Consider the following 13,536-nt stretch of genomic DNA (forward strand, 5'->3'; position numbering starts at 1 on the left):
GTAACCGGCAGAAGCCGGACCGCTTAGACTTGGTTGAAAGCCTTGTGGGTCGAAAGTCGCGCCTTGGTCGAGGGGCGCGCGGCTTTCCCGAAGGGACGCATCATCACGATGGCCGATCGATATCAGCACAGACCGTTTCCTTCCGATGACTATCGTCGTGGTGACGACCAGCATGGGCGGGCGGAAAGCGATCCTTTGGCCGAACTCGCCCGCCTGATCGGGCAGACCGATCCGTTTGCGGCGCAGGGCGAGCCCGGCGCGCGGAAGGCGGCGCCTGCGCCCGCACCGTACCAGCAGCCGGCCCAACACCATCCGGAAGACGATTACCCGCAGGATAGCTACCAGCAGGGCTACGAGGAGCCGGCCCCGCCGGCGCCTCCGCCCGGGCCGCCGTCATGGATGCGCCGCGCCAACGTACAGCCGCAGCAGCCCGCATCTGCGCCGCAGCCCGACTATCCCGTGACGGTGAATCCCGTGCACCCGCTGCATCGCTATTCGGCGCAGCCGGCACAGCGGGAGCCTGATTTTGATCAGCCGCAGGCCCATCAGGGGCAAGCGTATCAGGATCAGGGCTACCGGGACCAAGCCTACCACGACCAAGCGTACCAGGATCCACACGAGCAGCCCGATCCGTCGCGCTACGATGAGGCCCTGTACGGACGTCTCGAGGCTGGCCAGGAGGATTTTCAACGCGAGGCGGCGTATCCGGACGATCCTTACGCCTTCCAGAGCGACTATCCCGAGGCTGAGCTCGACGAGCCCAAAAAGCAGCGCGGCGGCATGATGACGGTCGTGGCGATCCTGGCGCTGGCCGTGGTCGGCACCGGCGCAGCCTTCGCCTACAAGAGCTACATGGGATCGCCGCGTAGCGGCGAGCCGCCGATCATCAAGGCCGACAACACGCCAACCAAGGTCGTGCCGACGCCGTCCGACTCCTCGGCCAAGGTGCCGGACCGCATGGTGAGCGGCGACGGCAGCGAGAAGATCGTTCCGCGCGAGGAAGCGCCGGTCGATCTCAACGCCAAGTCGGGCGGTCCACGCGTGGTGTTTCCGCCGCTGAACCAGAACGCAAATCCGCCGCCGGTCGCGAGCGTCTCGCCGTCAACGCTGCCGCCGCCGAACGCAGGCCAGATGGCCAGCAACGGCACTCTGCCGAATAACGAGCCGCGCCGGATCAAGACACTCGCCGTGAAGGGCGATCAGACCGACAGCACGACGCCGCAAACGGCTGCGGCCGCGAAGCCCGCGGCTCCGCCGAAGCCTATCGCTGCGCCGACCTCATCACACAATCCGCCGACCTCGGCCAATGCCAGCGCCAACCAACCGCTGTCGCTGGCACCGTCCGAACCGCCCGCACCAATGGCGGGGCAGCGGATGGCGGCAACGAATCCGACGCAGATCGCGCCCCCGAGCAGCGCTGGTGGTGGCTATCTGGTGCAGGTCTCCTCGCAGCTCAGCGAAGAGAGCGCCCAGGCATCCTATCGTGTGCTCCAAGGCAAGTACGGCAACGTGCTGGGCCCGCGGTCTCCGGTGGTGAAGCGGGTCGATCTTACCGACAAGGGCAAGGGAATCGTCTACCGCGCCTTCGCGGGGCCGTTCGGTTCGGCGGATGAGGCCGTGCAGGTCTGCAACAGTCTGAAATCTGCCGGTGGACCGCAGTGCCTCGTCCAGAGGAATTAACGGCGCTTTCCTTGACCCCCTAGCGGGGTAGGGTTAATCGGCCCTTATGAGCACGCGGGCCTTCATTACCGGTGTATCCGGAACGGAACTGACCGCCGCCGAGCGGGAGTTTATCCGTGCCGAACGGCCATGGGGCTTCATTCTCTTCAAGCGCAATGTCGATAATCCGGCGCAAGTCGCTTCACTGGTTAGGGAATTGCGGGACGCTGCAGACGCCCCTGATGCCCCGGTCCTGATCGATCAGGAAGGTGGACGGGTGCAGCGGCTAGGCCCGCCGCACTGGCCGGTCTATCCGCCAGGCGCCGTTTTCGCGGCCCTGTACGACACTGATTCGGCCCTTGGGCTGACGGCCGCGCGCCTCAGCGCCCGGCTCATCGCGGCCGATCTGGCCGATCTTGGCATCACCGTGGACTGCCTGCCGTTGGCAGACGTACCGGTTCCGGACGCCGACGCCGTAATCGGCAACCGCGCCTATGGCACCTCGCCGGGCAAGGTCGCGGCGATCGCGCGCGCAGTGACGGACGGGCTGGAACAGGGCGGTGTGCTGCCCGTTCTCAAACACATCCCCGGCCACGGACGCGCGACCGCCGACACCCATTTCAAGCTGCCGACCGTCGACACGCCCAGGGATGAGCTGGAACGGACGGATTTCGCCGCCTTCAGGCCGCTCGCGGATCTGCCGATGGCCATGACTGCACATGTTGTGTTTAGCGCCTTCGACCCCGCCCATCCGGCGACGACTTCTGCGACAATGATAGCTCAGGTGATTCGTGGCCTGATCGGGTTCCAGGGTTTGTTAATGAGTGATGACGTGTCGATGAACGCACTGGCGGGGAGCCTCGCCGAGCGGACCCGGGCCATCTTTGCGGCCGGCTGCGACATGGCTCTGCACTGCAATGGCAACATCGAGGAGATGCGCGATGTCGCCGGGCAAACGCCTGAACTGTCGGGCAAGGCATTGGACCGGGCGAATGCTGCGCTCGCCGCGCGCAAGCCGCCGCAGCCGTTCGACCGGGCGGCCGCTCGCGCGGAACTGGACGCATTGATCGCACGGGCAAACACGGCTTCCGCATGACCGCAGAAATTCTATCGTTCGAAACTGGGCGGCCCGCAGAGCTTGCCGAGGGTGAACCGGCGCTGGTCGTTGATGTCGAGGGCTATGAGGGCCCGCTCGACCTGTTGCTCGCGCTGGCGCGGCAGCAGAAGGTCGATCTCGCCAAGATCTCCATCCTGGCATTGGCTGATCAGTACCTGCATTTCATCGAAGCGGCGCGAAAGATCAGGCTGGAGCTTGCGGCCGATTATCTCGTGATGGCGGCCTGGCTCGCGTTCCTGAAGTCGCGCCTGCTTTTGCCAGAGCCGCCGACGGCTGAAGGTCCGAGCGCAGAAGAGATGGCGACTGCGCTCGCCAACCGGCTGCGCCGCCTGGAAGCCATTCGCGAGGCCGCCAACCGGCTGATGAACAGGCAGCAGTTGCTGCGTGACATCTTCCCGCGGGGCGAGCCCGAGCAGATCGCCGAGGTCAAGCATCCGAAATACACGGCGACGCTGTACGACCTGCTCACCGCCTATGCCGCGCAGCGCCAGTCGCGTGTGCTCGCGAGCGTACATCTCGCCAAGCGCACGGTGTGGTCGCTCGCCGAAGCACGCGCCACTCTGGAGCGGCTGGTCGGCAGCATCACTGAATCGGATGACTGGGGAAGCCTCGACGACTTCCTGGTCCGCTACGTCGCCGATCCGTCGCAGCGCGCGACAGTGTTCGCCTCGAGCTTCGCCGCCGCGCTCGAACTGGTGCGGGAAGGTCAGTTGGAACTGAACCAGAAAGAGGCGTTTGCGCCCATCTATTTTCGGAAGGGGCGCCATAAACCGGTACCAGACGCAGCTCCTGCGCCTGACGCTCCGGTCGGTTAAGTGCAAGAAGGAGAAGCTGCCATGGCCTTGGCGGAAGTTCGGGTAGAAGAGGTCGAGCCGATGGACAACGAATCCCAGGCGCGCCCCGAAGAATTGCGGCTGCTCGAAGCGTTGCTGTTCGCCTCGAGCGAACCGCTGGATACCGCGACGCTGGCCAAGCGGATGCCAGAAGGCGTCGACGTCAAGGCCGCACTCAACCAGTTGCAGGCTGAATATGCGACGCGCGGAGTGAACCTCGTGCGCGTCGCCAACAAATGGACGTTCCGCACCGCCGGCGATCTCGCCTGGCTGATGACGCGGGAGAGCACTGAGACCCGCCGCCTGTCGCGCGCCGCAATCGAGGTGCTGGCGATCATCGCCTATCACCAGCCGGTGACGCGCGCCGAGATCGAGGAGATCCGCGGCGTCGTGACCTCGAAGGGCACGCTGGACGTGCTCCTGGAGACCGGCTGGATCAAGCCGCGCGGCCGGCGCAAGACGCCGGGCCGTCCGTTGACCTTCGGAACCACCGAGGCCTTCCTGTCGCAGTTTACCCTGGAACAGCTTGGCGACCTGCCGGGTCTGGAGGAGCTGAAAGGCACGGGCCTGTTGGATTCGCGGCTGCCGACCGGCTTCAGCGTGCCGAATCCCTCCGATGATCCGACATTGCGCGAGGACGAGGATCCGCTGGAACCGGGCGACGACCTCGACCTGGCGCTCGCGCCTGCACCCGAGCCGGAGACATCGGAAGGTGGCGGCGAGGGCGGCAGCGAGGACTGACGTCCCGTCTTTCTACGGGCCCCCTGCGACGAGTTAACACTAGCAAGATTACCTAGCGCCAACAGCGAATTGGCGCTGCCTTGGTCCTTGTTTTTGACACCTGCGAAGCCTAGGTTTCGGTAAAGATCGGCCGGTCCCCGGCCATGCGTGTTTGGAGGGTTGCAGGATGGGTTCGCTTAGCATTTGGCACTGGATCTTGGTGATCGCAGTGGTCCTGCTGCTGTTCGGCCGCGGCAAGATTTCGGACCTGATGGGTGACGTGGCGCAGGGTATCAAGGCTTTCAAGAAGGGCATGCAGGACGACGACAAGCCCGCCGACAAGCCGGAGCCGGCCAAGTCCATCGAGCACAATGCCGCGCCGACCGCGGCCCGGTCCGACGTCGGCAGCAAGGCCGTCTGAGCCAAAGAGTGGACAGACGCGGGCGGCCCCGATCCCTTAGCGAAGAGGATTGGGCCGGTTGCGGCTGGCCTGAACGGAACATCTCATGTTCGACATCGGCTGGAGTGAACTGGTCCTCATCGGGGTCGTAGCGCTCGTCGCCATCGGCCCGAAAGAGCTGCCGGGCGTGCTGCGCATGGTCGGACAGTGGATGGGCAAGGCCCGCAAGATGGCCGCCGAATTCCAGGGCCAATTCCAGGAGGCGATGCGCGAGGCCGAGATGGCCGACCTCAAGAAGAGCTTTGATGAGGTCAAGGAAGCCGCCTCCGGCTTCACCGGCAACAACCTGATGACCTCGCTGCAGAAGGACGTCAGCGACGCGCTGCGCGTCGATGCGCTCGACAAGCCGGCCGAGACCTCAACGACCGCTGCAATCGAGCCGCCGGCGACTTCAAGTGAGGCGCCGGTAACGCCAACCACACCGGAAGCCCCGACGCCCGAGACCTTCGTGGAAGCCGAGGCACATGCCGCGGCGAACGAACCGCTCGCCATCACCCGTGAGGTCGAGCCAGCGCCGGTCACCCAGGACACCGCGCCACCCGAGGCGATCAAGGACGCCAAAGCGTCATGACCGACGCCGATATCGAAGCCAGCAAAGCGCCATTAATGGACCACCTGATCGAGCTGCGGTCGCGGCTGATCAAGGCGCTGCTTGGCTTCGGCGTGGCCTTTATCCTCTGCTTCTTCTTTGCCAAGCAGATCTACAACGTGCTGGTCTGGCCGTTCGTGTGGGTCGCGGGGCCGGAGAATTCGAAGTTCATCTACACGGCGTTGCTCGAATATTTCATCACGCAGCTCAAGCTCGCGTTGTTCGGCGCCGGCTTCATCTCGTTCCCGATCGTCGCCACGCAGATCTACAAGTTCGTCGCGCCCGGCCTCTATAAGCACGAGAAACAGGCCTTCCTGCCATATCTGGTCGCGACCCCGTTCTTCTTCGTGCTGGGCGCTATGCTGGTTTATTTCGTCGTGCTCCCGATGCTGATCCGCTTCTCGCTGGGCATGCAGCAGGCGGGGGGCGAGGAGACCGCGCAGATCGCACTGCTGCCCAAGGTCGGCGAATATCTGTCGCTGATGATGTCGCTGATCTTCGCCTTCGGCATCGCCTTCCAGCTCCCGGTGATCCTGACGCTGCTCGGCCGCATCGGCATCATCACCTCGCAGATGCTGCGGGAGAAGCGGCGCTATTTCATCGTCATCGCCTTCATCATCGCGGCTGTGCTGACGCCGCCGGACGTGCTCAGCCAGTGCTCGCTCGCCATTCCCCTGCTGGCTCTCTATGAGGGCTCGATCATCGCGGTGGCGATGGTGGAGAAGAAGGCGGCCGCGTCGCAGGCCTCCAGCAGCGGCGCATCGTCGAGCGCCAATCCGGCCGAGTAGGGCGCTCGACCGTGCCCAATTGCGGACGTCATTCCCCGCGGAAGCGGGGAATCCAGTACGCCGCGGCCTATCGAGGAATCACTGCCGTCTCTGGAATACTGGATCGCCCGCTTTCGCGGGCGATGACGCCTGTGGTAGTGGGAAGCGCGGCGCAAACTCCCAGCACGAGCGTTGGTCGTTGAGCGCTCATCAGGACCACGGCCATGCACGACATCAAATCGATCCGCGACAATCCGCAAGCCTTCGACGCCGGCCTCGCACGACGGGGCCTGAAGCCGTTGTCGGCATCACTGCTCGCGATCGACGAGAAGCGGCGGGCGGCGATCCTGGCCTCCGAACAGGCGCAGGCCCGGCGCAATGCTGCCTCGAAAGAGATCGGCGACGCCAAGAAGACGAAGGATGAGGCGCGTGCGGCCAAGCTGATGGCCGAGGTGGCCGAGTTGAAGACCACGATGCCGCAGCTCGAGGCCGCCGCCAAAGCCGCCGATGAGGAGCTTGCAAAGGAGCTCTCTGCGATCCCGAACCTGCCGCTTGATGAAGTGCCCGATGGCGTCGACGAGCACGGCAACGTGCAGCACCATGTCTTCGGCAACAAGCGCAACTACAGCTTCGCGCCGAAGCTGCATGACGATCTCGGCAGCGCGCTCGGCTACATGGATTTCGAAGCGGCGGCAAAACTCTCCGGCGCGCGCTTCGTCGTGCTGAAGAAGGGACTGGCGCGCCTGGAGCGCGCGATCGGTCAGTTCATGCTCGACTTGCACACGACCGAGCACGGCTACACCGAGATCAATCCGCCGCTGCTGGTGCGCAACGAGGTGATGTTCGGCACCGGGCAACTGCCGAAATTCGAGGACGATCAGTTCTGGGCGATCAAGGGCGAACTGCTGGCCGCGCCGGACCAGGAGCGGTTGCGGACCGAGCGTCTCGGCCTCATCCCGACGGCGGAGGTGTCGCTCACCAATCTCGCGCGCGAATCCATCCTCGACGAGAAGCAGTTGCCGATGAGGCTCACCGCGCTGACGCCGTGCTTCCGCGCCGAGGCTGGCGCTGCCGGGCGCGACACCCGTGGCATGATCCGCCAGCACCAGTTCACCAAAGTCGAGCTGGTGTCGATCACGACGCCGGAGACGAGCAAGGACGAGCTGGAGCGGATGCTCGCTTGCGCCGAGGAAGTGCTGCGCCAGCTCGACCTGCACTACCGCGTGATGACGCTCTGTGCAGGGGATATGGGTTTCTCGGCGCAAAAGACCTATGACATCGAAGTCTGGATGCCCGGGCAGGGCGAGGGCGGCATGTTCCGCGAGATCTCGAGCTGCTCGGTCTGCGGCGACTTCCAGGCGCGGCGCATGGATGCGCGCTCGCGCGGACCCGACGGAAAGCCGCGCTTCGTGCACACGCTGAACGGCTCCGGCACCGCGGTCGGCCGCGCGCTGATCGCGGTGATGGAGACCTATCAGCAGGAGGACGGCTCGATCGCCGTCCCGGACGTGCTCCAGCCCTATATGGGCGGGCTGAAGGTGATCGCGCGCGAGTAGTACGTCGTTCGGGTTGCGAAGATCGGGCGGCTGGATATCCTGACGGCTGCCCGAGAACTCGAAATCGCAGCCTCATGCCCTTGCACCGCGACATCTTCTGGGTCGGCAGACAATGGGCGGTGACCGGATTTGGCATCCAGGCCGTCGACCAGCGCTTGCGCGGCGTGCTGGACATCGCGATCGCGCGGCTCTGGGACGACGATCTCATCCAGAACCGGCGGACCAAGCCCGGCGTCAATGTCGAGGACTTTGATAAGGCGCTGACGGTGGCACGCGGACGCTTTCCGCAAGCACAAGCGGCCGCTCCCATCGTAGCGCAACTGGATGGGCTCGACGTAGCGCAACTGGATGCGCTCGACCGGATCGACGCATCGCCGGCCGCGAACCCGGTCATGCCGGCGATGAAGTTGCGGGCCGAAGGCAGACTCGCGCGCTTCCTGCCGCAATGGCGCATCCGACGTTAGGCGGGCAGGGCCGGAAGAGGCGGCCGACTCGGGGCAGCGGTTCCAGCAGTCCTGGATTGTCGGGCTCAGCCGAAATCCCGCAAAACCAGCTAGTTTGCCTGATCGGCCAGAGCCAGATAAGACGGCCTCCAACGCCTCACCCAACTCTTGGAATCGACCCCGGCATGCGCATTCTCTGCACCAACGACGACGGTATCCACGCCCCCGGGCTCAAGGTCGTGGAGGAAATCGCGCGGGCGCTGTCCGATGATGTTTGGGTGGTGGCCCCCGAGCTCGACCAGTCCGGCGTGTCGCATTCGCTGTCGTTGAACGACCCGTTGCGCCTGCGCGAGGTCGGTCCGCAGCACTTTGCCGTGCGCGGCACCCCGACTGACTGCGTCATCATGGGTGCCCGCCACATCCTGGGCGCCAAGCTGCCCGATGTGGTGCTGTCCGGGGTCAACAAGGGCCGCAACGTCGCCGAGGACGTGGTCTATTCCGGCACCATTGCCGGCGCGCTGGAAGGCACCATACTGGGCCTGCCGTCGTTCGCGCTGTCGCAGGAATTCAGCATCGAGACACGCGAACGTCCGCCGTGGGACACCGCGCGCAAGTTCGGGCCCGACATCCTGCGCAAGGTGATCGCGGCAGGCGTCCCGAAGGATACGGTGATCAACGTCAACTTCCCGTCCTGTGCGCCCGAGGATGTTCTCGGCATCCGCGTGACGCGGCAGGGCAAGCGCAATCTCGGCTTCCTCAAGATCGACGAGCGCCGGGACGGCCGCGGCAATCCCTATTTCTGGATCGGCTTCGAGCGGACCGCGATGCTGGACACGCCTGCCGACGGCACCGACCTCGCGGCATTGCGGGACCGCTACGTCTCGGTCACGCCGCTCAGGCTCGACCGCACCGATGAAGCGTTTTCCGAGGCGCTCGACGCGATGCTGAAATAGGATCTAGCCGCCGCGAAGCGCGGCTTCGATGGTCTTGCCGAGCGCGTCGAGCTGAAACGGCTTCTGGAGCGCCGGCCGGTCGCGATATTGCTCGGGCAAGCCCGACGAGCCGTAACCAGTCGCGAAGATGAAGGGGCAGCCCTTGGCCTTGATCAGGTCGGCGACCGGCGAGATCACCTTGCCGTTGACGTTGACGTCGAGGATGGCGAGGTCGAACTCGGTCGATTGGGCGAGCCGGATCGCCTCGTTGATGTCGCCTGCCTCAGCCGCGACCCTATAGCCGAGCTCTTCCAGCATGTCCGCGACCATCATTCTGATCATGACCTCGTCCTCGACGAGGAATACAGAACGGCCCGACAGCCTTCCCGCAGCCATAAGTGAGTCCTTGCCCATTCGCACAAACGTTCGCAGATAACGCCAAGCGACGCAATGCGCGTTTCGGCTGGCGGAAACCTGCAAACGGCGATCGCAGTTGATCCGTTGCTGGCCAAATGTGGTCAAGTGCTGCGCCAAAAGGCTATCATGAGTTCCTGAGCCGGAACAAGAATCGAGAGTTCGGCACTGTCCCGAAGAGACGAACACAGGCACATGGCCTCCCATCAGCAGCCGCCGGAGAAGATGATGTTTCAGCTCACGCTGAGGCGTCGGGGGATCAGCGACCAAGCGGTGCTGCGCACCATGGAGGAGGTGCCGCGCGAGTTGTTCGTCGACGAGGCCGATCGCGAGGATGCCTACCGCGACAGCGCGCTGCCGATCGCCTGCGGGCAGACCATCAGCCAGCCCTTCGTCGTCGCCTACATGACCGAACAGCTTCAGCTCCGGAAGCAGCACCGCGTCCTCGAGATCGGCGCCGGCTCCGGCTACCAGGCTGCCGTGCTGTCTCGGCTCGCCGGGCATGTGCTCACAGTCGAGCGCTACCGCAGGCTCGCCGATGCCGCGCGCGCCAGGCTCGAGAAGCTCGGCTGTCACAATGTCGAGGTGATGCTGGGCGACGGCCTCAACCTGCCCGCCAATATCGGCCCGTTCGACCGGATTATTGTGACGGCCGCCATGGAGCAGATTCCGGAGAATCTGATCGAGCGGCTCGATGTCGGCGGCATCCTGATCGCGCCGGTCGGGCCGCATCAGGGCGTGCAGACGCTGATCCGCCTGACCCGTAGTGAAACGGGCCTGGAGCGCAAGGAACTGGTCGACGTCCGCTTCGTGCCCGCGCTGCCCGGCGTGGCACGGGAGTTGTAGATTCCCGGATCGGTTGTGCTGCCAACATCTTATTGGGAGGGTTAAGCCGTTATTTACTCGGCGCGTGTTTACTTAAAAGACCAGTTCTGTTGCGTACGAGTGAGTAACCATGTCCGCTGTCGCCGAGTTGCTTTACTCGCGCCGCGTGCCGCAGGTCGCGGTGCTGGCGCTGATCTCGTTCGGTTTCGCGGGGTGCAGCGCCGACATGTCGTCGCGGCTTTCCCAGACGAATTTCTCCAACCCCTTCGCCTCCGAGTCGACCGGTTCGGTGCAGCAAGCGCCTCCGCCGCAGCGTGAGCTGCCGCAATATGCGCGGCCGCAGACACAGCCGGGCTACTACCAGTCGCAGCCCTTGCCGCCGCCGGCGGTTGCCGCGCCGCAATCCTATCCGGTTTCGGGCGGGGGCGTGTCCGGAGGCGGGCGCGGCGTCGGCTCCTACACGCCGCCGGCGCAGCCGCATCTTGAGACCACTGCCACCGTGCCGCCGCGCTCGGTCGCAGCGGCCCAGCCGGCCGGTGGGACCAAGATCATCGTCGGCACCAGCGACACGCTCGACATTCTCGCCAAGCGTTATCACGTCACGCCGCAGGCGATCCTTGCCGCCAACGGCTACAAGGGCCCGCGCACGCTGTCGCCCGGCCAGCAGCTCATCATCCCGCGCGCGGCCACAACGGCTGCCGCCGCGCCAGCCCCCGTCGCTGCGACTCCCACGATGGCGCCTGCGGCCAAGCCGGTTGCCGTCGCCGCTCCGCCGAGCATCCATTTCGTCAATCGCGGCGACACGCTGGCCAGCATCGCCCGCAAGAACCACATTTCCGCGGCCGAGCTCGCCCGCGCCAATGGTCTCGAGCCGTCCGCCAAGCTCAAGCTCGGCACCAAGCTGACCGTACCCGGTGCCAAGACCGCCGCGGTCGCCGTGCCGGTCGCTCCGGCGCCGGCTCTGGTTGCGCCGACACCCGTTGCCCAGCCCGCCGCGGTCGCGCCCGCCACCAAGGTCGCCGCCGCAACACCAGTTCAGAGTGCTCGCCTGGCCCAGGCCACGGCGAACATCGAGGAGAAGCCCGCCGAGGCACCGAAGGCCGCGGACGCCACCGGCGCGCTGCCGACCTTCCGCTGGCCGGTGCGTGGCAAGGTGATCACGACCTACGGCGCCAAGACCAATGGCAAGTCGAATGACGGTATCAACCTTGCAGTGCCCGAAGGCACGCCGGTCAAGGCGGCGGAAGACGGCGTCGTTGCCTACTCCGGCAACGAGCTGAAGGGCTATGGCAATCTGGTCCTGGTGCGGCACTCCAACGGCTACGTCACCGCCTATGCCCATGCGAGTGAACTGCTGGTGAAGCGCGGCGATACCATCAAGCGCGGCCAGGTCATTGCCAAGTCGGGTCAATCCGGGGAAGTGGCGTCGCCCCAGCTCCACTTCGAGATCCGCAAGGGATCAAGCCCGGTTGACCCGCTTCAATTCCTGAACGGGGCGTGAGGCCTGAACTCGTCGTAGGGCAGGCTATCACCACACAGAGACTGTCATCGCCCGCCTTGTGCGCAATTGCGCACTGGAGCGGGCGATCCAGTATTCCAGAGACAGTGACGCGATCCGGAGAAGCCGCAGCGTACTGGATTCCCCGCTTTCGCGGGGAATGACGGTGGTGCTTGGGGCGGCAGCCCCGGGGCCTACTGCCTACTTCACCGTCAGCTTCACACCCAGCCGTCCCGCCAGCTCCTGCACGAACTGCCAGGCGACGCGGCCCGAGCGCGAGCCGCGCGTCGTCGACCATTCCAGCGCTTCGCGCTCCAGCGCCTCGTCGTCGATCTTGATGCCGAAATGGCTGCAATAGCCGCGCACCATCGCGAGGTATTCGTCCTGGCTGCAACGGTGGAAACCGAGCCAGAGGCCGAAGCGGTCCGACAGCGAGACCTTCTCCTCGACCGCTTCGCCGGGATTGATTGCGGTCGAGCGCTCGTTCTCGATCATCTCGCGCGCCAGCAGATGGCGGCGGTTTGAGGTGGCGTAGAGAATGACGTTGTCTGGCCGGCCCTCGATGCCGCCTTCGAGCACGGCCTTGAGCGACTTGTACGAGGCGTCGTTCCCGTCGAAGGAGAGGTCGTCGCAGAACACGATGAAGCGGAAGGAGGAGGCCCGAAGCTGCTCCATCAGCGAGGGCAGGCTCTCGATGTCCTCGCGATGGATCTCGATCAGCTTCAACCTGTCAGCGGCGGCGCGGTCGGCATTGATGCTGGCGTGAGCGGCCTTCACCAGTGACGACTTGCCCATGCCGCGCGCGCCCCAGAGCAGCGCATTGTTGGCGGGCAGGCCGTCTGCGAAGCGCTCGGTGTTCTCCATGAGGATGTCGCGCATGCGGTCGACGCCCTTCAGCAGGAAGAGCTCGACACGGCTGACCCGCGGTACCGCCGAGAGGCGGCCGTCCGGGTGCCAGACGAAGGCATCGGCGCGGTCGAACGATTCGGCCACCGCGGCGGGGCTCGCCTGGGCGGAAAGGTGCGCCGCGATGGTCTCCAGCGCGCGGACGATGCGCTCCTGGGAGAGGTCGACGGGGGCTGCTGTGGGGCGTTTTGCCGCGACGCGGGCGGGCTTTCCGGCAGGGGTCTTGAGGCCTTTGCCGGCCGGGCTTTTACTTGGTTTTCTGGGCATGTCCGAAGTTCCTGAGAACGCAGCCTTATCGGGCCTCAAGGCCCGCCGCAAGGTGGCCAAATCGACGGTCTGGCAGCGTTGCAATTGGGGCGCTGGCCGCTATAGTCCGCGCGAATTTGACCGAGCCGGTCGCCCAACGGGCCTGACCGGCTTTCCCCCGTTCTCACGAGGACCGTCCGTATGTTCATTACCCCTGCGTATGCCCAGGCTGCGGGCGCTGGCGACACCAACAGCATGTTGATGTCGCTGCTGCCGTTCGCCCTGATCTTCGTGATCATGTACTTCCTGATTCTGCGGCCGCAGCAGAAGAAGGTGCGCGACCATGCCGACCTCGTGAAGAACATCCGCCGCGGCGACACCGTGGTGACCTCGGGCGGCCTCGTCGGCAAGGTCACCAAGGTCGTCGACGACGACCAGATCGAGTTCGAAATTTCCGACGGCGTGCGCGTGCGGCAGATGCGCCAGATGATCTCCGGCGTGCGCGCCAAGGGCGAGCCGGCCAAGGAAAGCGCCAAGGACGACACCTCGGCGAGCTGAGCGCTCGCGCGAG

15 protein-coding genes are annotated in these 13,536 nt (G+C 65.4%); 13 read left to right on the forward strand and 2 right to left on the reverse strand.

Features of this window, described 5'->3' with window-relative positions:
• Nucleotides 1-108 precede the first annotated feature (108 nt).
• The 10 genes from MTX21_RS05055 (at nt 109) to surE (ending at nt 9,097) form a co-directional block, all read left to right on the forward strand.
• Nucleotides 109-1,680 (forward strand): SPOR domain-containing protein, encoded by a 1,572-nt coding sequence (locus tag MTX21_RS05055; RefSeq protein ID WP_280970972.1) that lies wholly within the window; start codon nt 109-111, stop codon nt 1,678-1,680.
• A 46-nt stretch (nt 1,681-1,726) separates the two neighbouring features.
• The gene (nagZ, locus tag MTX21_RS05060) at nt 1,727-2,755 is read left to right on the forward strand and encodes a beta-N-acetylhexosaminidase (protein ID WP_280970809.1); all 1,029 of its coding nucleotides are present in this window, start codon (nt 1,727-1,729) and stop codon (nt 2,753-2,755) included.
• Nucleotides 2,752-3,591 (forward strand): ScpA family protein, encoded by an 840-nt coding sequence (locus MTX21_RS05065; protein WP_280970810.1) that lies wholly within the window; start codon nt 2,752-2,754, stop codon nt 3,589-3,591. Before nagZ ends, MTX21_RS05065 begins: the two co-directional genes overlap by 4 nt.
• A 21-nt stretch (nt 3,592-3,612) precedes the next feature.
• Nucleotides 3,613-4,350: an SMC-Scp complex subunit ScpB gene (gene scpB, locus MTX21_RS05070; protein ID WP_280970811.1), complete on the forward strand. Its 738-nt coding sequence runs from the start codon at nt 3,613-3,615 to the stop codon at nt 4,348-4,350.
• A gap of 166 nt (nt 4,351-4,516) precedes the next feature.
• Nucleotides 4,517-4,750 carry a twin-arginine translocase TatA/TatE family subunit gene (locus MTX21_RS05075; protein WP_011087519.1) on the forward strand — a complete coding sequence of 78 codons (234 nt, stop codon included), beginning with the start codon at nt 4,517-4,519 and terminating at the stop codon, nt 4,748-4,750.
• An 85-nt stretch (nt 4,751-4,835) separates the two neighbouring features.
• Nucleotides 4,836-5,360: a Sec-independent protein translocase protein TatB gene (gene tatB / locus MTX21_RS05080; RefSeq protein WP_280970812.1), complete on the forward strand. Its 525-nt coding sequence runs from the start codon at nt 4,836-4,838 to the stop codon at nt 5,358-5,360.
• A complete protein-coding gene (gene tatC, locus MTX21_RS05085) occupies nt 5,357-6,166 on the forward strand; it encodes a twin-arginine translocase subunit TatC (protein ID WP_280970813.1) in 810 nt (269 codons plus the stop codon). The genes tatB and tatC overlap by 4 nt, the downstream gene beginning before the upstream one ends.
• Nucleotides 6,167-6,369: 203 nt before the next feature.
• Nucleotides 6,370-7,701, forward strand: coding sequence for a serine--tRNA ligase (gene serS / locus MTX21_RS05090; RefSeq protein ID WP_280970814.1), 1,332 nt, complete (start codon nt 6,370-6,372; stop codon nt 7,699-7,701).
• 74 nt (nt 7,702-7,775) lie between these two features.
• Nucleotides 7,776-8,165, forward strand: coding sequence for a hypothetical protein (locus tag MTX21_RS05095; RefSeq protein ID WP_280963730.1), 390 nt, complete (start codon nt 7,776-7,778; stop codon nt 8,163-8,165).
• A gap of 164 nt (nt 8,166-8,329) precedes the next feature.
• On the forward strand, nt 8,330-9,097 hold the full coding sequence (gene surE, locus MTX21_RS05100) for a 5'/3'-nucleotidase SurE (RefSeq protein WP_280963731.1): 768 nt from the start codon (nt 8,330-8,332) through the stop codon (nt 9,095-9,097).
• Nucleotides 9,098-9,100: 3 nt separating this feature from the next.
• Here surE and MTX21_RS05105 read toward each other — a convergent pair whose 3' ends face one another.
• A complete protein-coding gene (locus MTX21_RS05105; protein ID WP_280963732.1) occupies nt 9,101-9,472 on the reverse strand; it encodes a response regulator in 372 nt (123 codons plus the stop codon).
• Between the two features lie 213 nt (nt 9,473-9,685).
• On the opposite strand from MTX21_RS05105, the gene MTX21_RS05110 reads away from it, so the two are divergent.
• A complete protein-coding gene (locus MTX21_RS05110; RefSeq protein WP_280963733.1) occupies nt 9,686-10,336 on the forward strand; it encodes a protein-L-isoaspartate(D-aspartate) O-methyltransferase in 651 nt (216 codons plus the stop codon).
• Between the two features lie 109 nt (nt 10,337-10,445).
• Nucleotides 10,446-11,816, forward strand: a complete 1,371-nt coding sequence (locus tag MTX21_RS05115; RefSeq protein WP_280963734.1) for a LysM peptidoglycan-binding domain-containing M23 family metallopeptidase — start codon at nt 10,446-10,448, stop codon at nt 11,814-11,816.
• 198 nt (nt 11,817-12,014) lie between these two features.
• Here MTX21_RS05115 and MTX21_RS05120 read toward each other — a convergent pair whose 3' ends face one another.
• Nucleotides 12,015-12,986: an ATP-binding protein gene (locus tag MTX21_RS05120; protein ID WP_280963735.1), complete on the reverse strand. Its 972-nt coding sequence runs from the start codon at nt 12,984-12,986 to the stop codon at nt 12,015-12,017.
• Between the two features lie 180 nt (nt 12,987-13,166).
• On the opposite strand from MTX21_RS05120, the gene yajC reads away from it, so the two are divergent.
• Nucleotides 13,167-13,523, forward strand: a complete 357-nt coding sequence (yajC, locus tag MTX21_RS05125; protein ID WP_279377589.1) for a preprotein translocase subunit YajC — start codon at nt 13,167-13,169, stop codon at nt 13,521-13,523.
• Nucleotides 13,524-13,536 lie beyond the last annotated feature (13 nt).

It is taken from the genome of Bradyrhizobium sp. ISRA430 (genome assembly GCF_029909975.1).
GTDB lineage: Bacteria > Pseudomonadota > Alphaproteobacteria > Rhizobiales > Xanthobacteraceae > Bradyrhizobium.

What these genes read in the sequence shown, in the direction of transcription:
- MTX21_RS05055 (WP_280970972.1), top strand. Translation starts at nt 109, where the DNA reads ATGGCCGATCGATATCAGCACAGACCGTTTCCTTCCGATGACTATCGT.
- nagZ (WP_280970809.1), top strand. Translation starts at nt 1,727, where the DNA reads ATGAGCACGCGGGCCTTCATTACCGGTGTATCCGGAACGGAACTGACC.
- MTX21_RS05065 (WP_280970810.1), top strand. Translation starts at nt 2,752, where the DNA reads ATGACCGCAGAAATTCTATCGTTCGAAACTGGGCGGCCCGCAGAGCTT.
- scpB (WP_280970811.1), top strand. Translation starts at nt 3,613, where the DNA reads ATGGCCTTGGCGGAAGTTCGGGTAGAAGAGGTCGAGCCGATGGACAAC.
- MTX21_RS05075 (WP_011087519.1), top strand. Translation starts at nt 4,517, where the DNA reads ATGGGTTCGCTTAGCATTTGGCACTGGATCTTGGTGATCGCAGTGGTC.
- tatB (WP_280970812.1), top strand. Translation starts at nt 4,836, where the DNA reads ATGTTCGACATCGGCTGGAGTGAACTGGTCCTCATCGGGGTCGTAGCG.
- tatC (WP_280970813.1), top strand. Translation starts at nt 5,357, where the DNA reads ATGACCGACGCCGATATCGAAGCCAGCAAAGCGCCATTAATGGACCAC.
- serS (WP_280970814.1), top strand. Translation starts at nt 6,370, where the DNA reads ATGCACGACATCAAATCGATCCGCGACAATCCGCAAGCCTTCGACGCC.
- MTX21_RS05095 (WP_280963730.1), top strand. Translation starts at nt 7,776, where the DNA reads ATGCCCTTGCACCGCGACATCTTCTGGGTCGGCAGACAATGGGCGGTG.
- surE (WP_280963731.1), top strand. Translation starts at nt 8,330, where the DNA reads ATGCGCATTCTCTGCACCAACGACGACGGTATCCACGCCCCCGGGCTC.
- MTX21_RS05105 (WP_280963732.1), bottom strand. Translation starts at nt 9,472, where the DNA reads ATGGCTGCGGGAAGGCTGTCGGGCCGTTCTGTATTCCTCGTCGAGGAC.
- MTX21_RS05110 (WP_280963733.1), top strand. Translation starts at nt 9,686, where the DNA reads ATGGCCTCCCATCAGCAGCCGCCGGAGAAGATGATGTTTCAGCTCACG.
- MTX21_RS05115 (WP_280963734.1), top strand. Translation starts at nt 10,446, where the DNA reads ATGTCCGCTGTCGCCGAGTTGCTTTACTCGCGCCGCGTGCCGCAGGTC.
- MTX21_RS05120 (WP_280963735.1), bottom strand. Translation starts at nt 12,986, where the DNA reads ATGCCCAGAAAACCAAGTAAAAGCCCGGCCGGCAAAGGCCTCAAGACC.
- yajC (WP_279377589.1), top strand. Translation starts at nt 13,167, where the DNA reads ATGTTCATTACCCCTGCGTATGCCCAGGCTGCGGGCGCTGGCGACACC.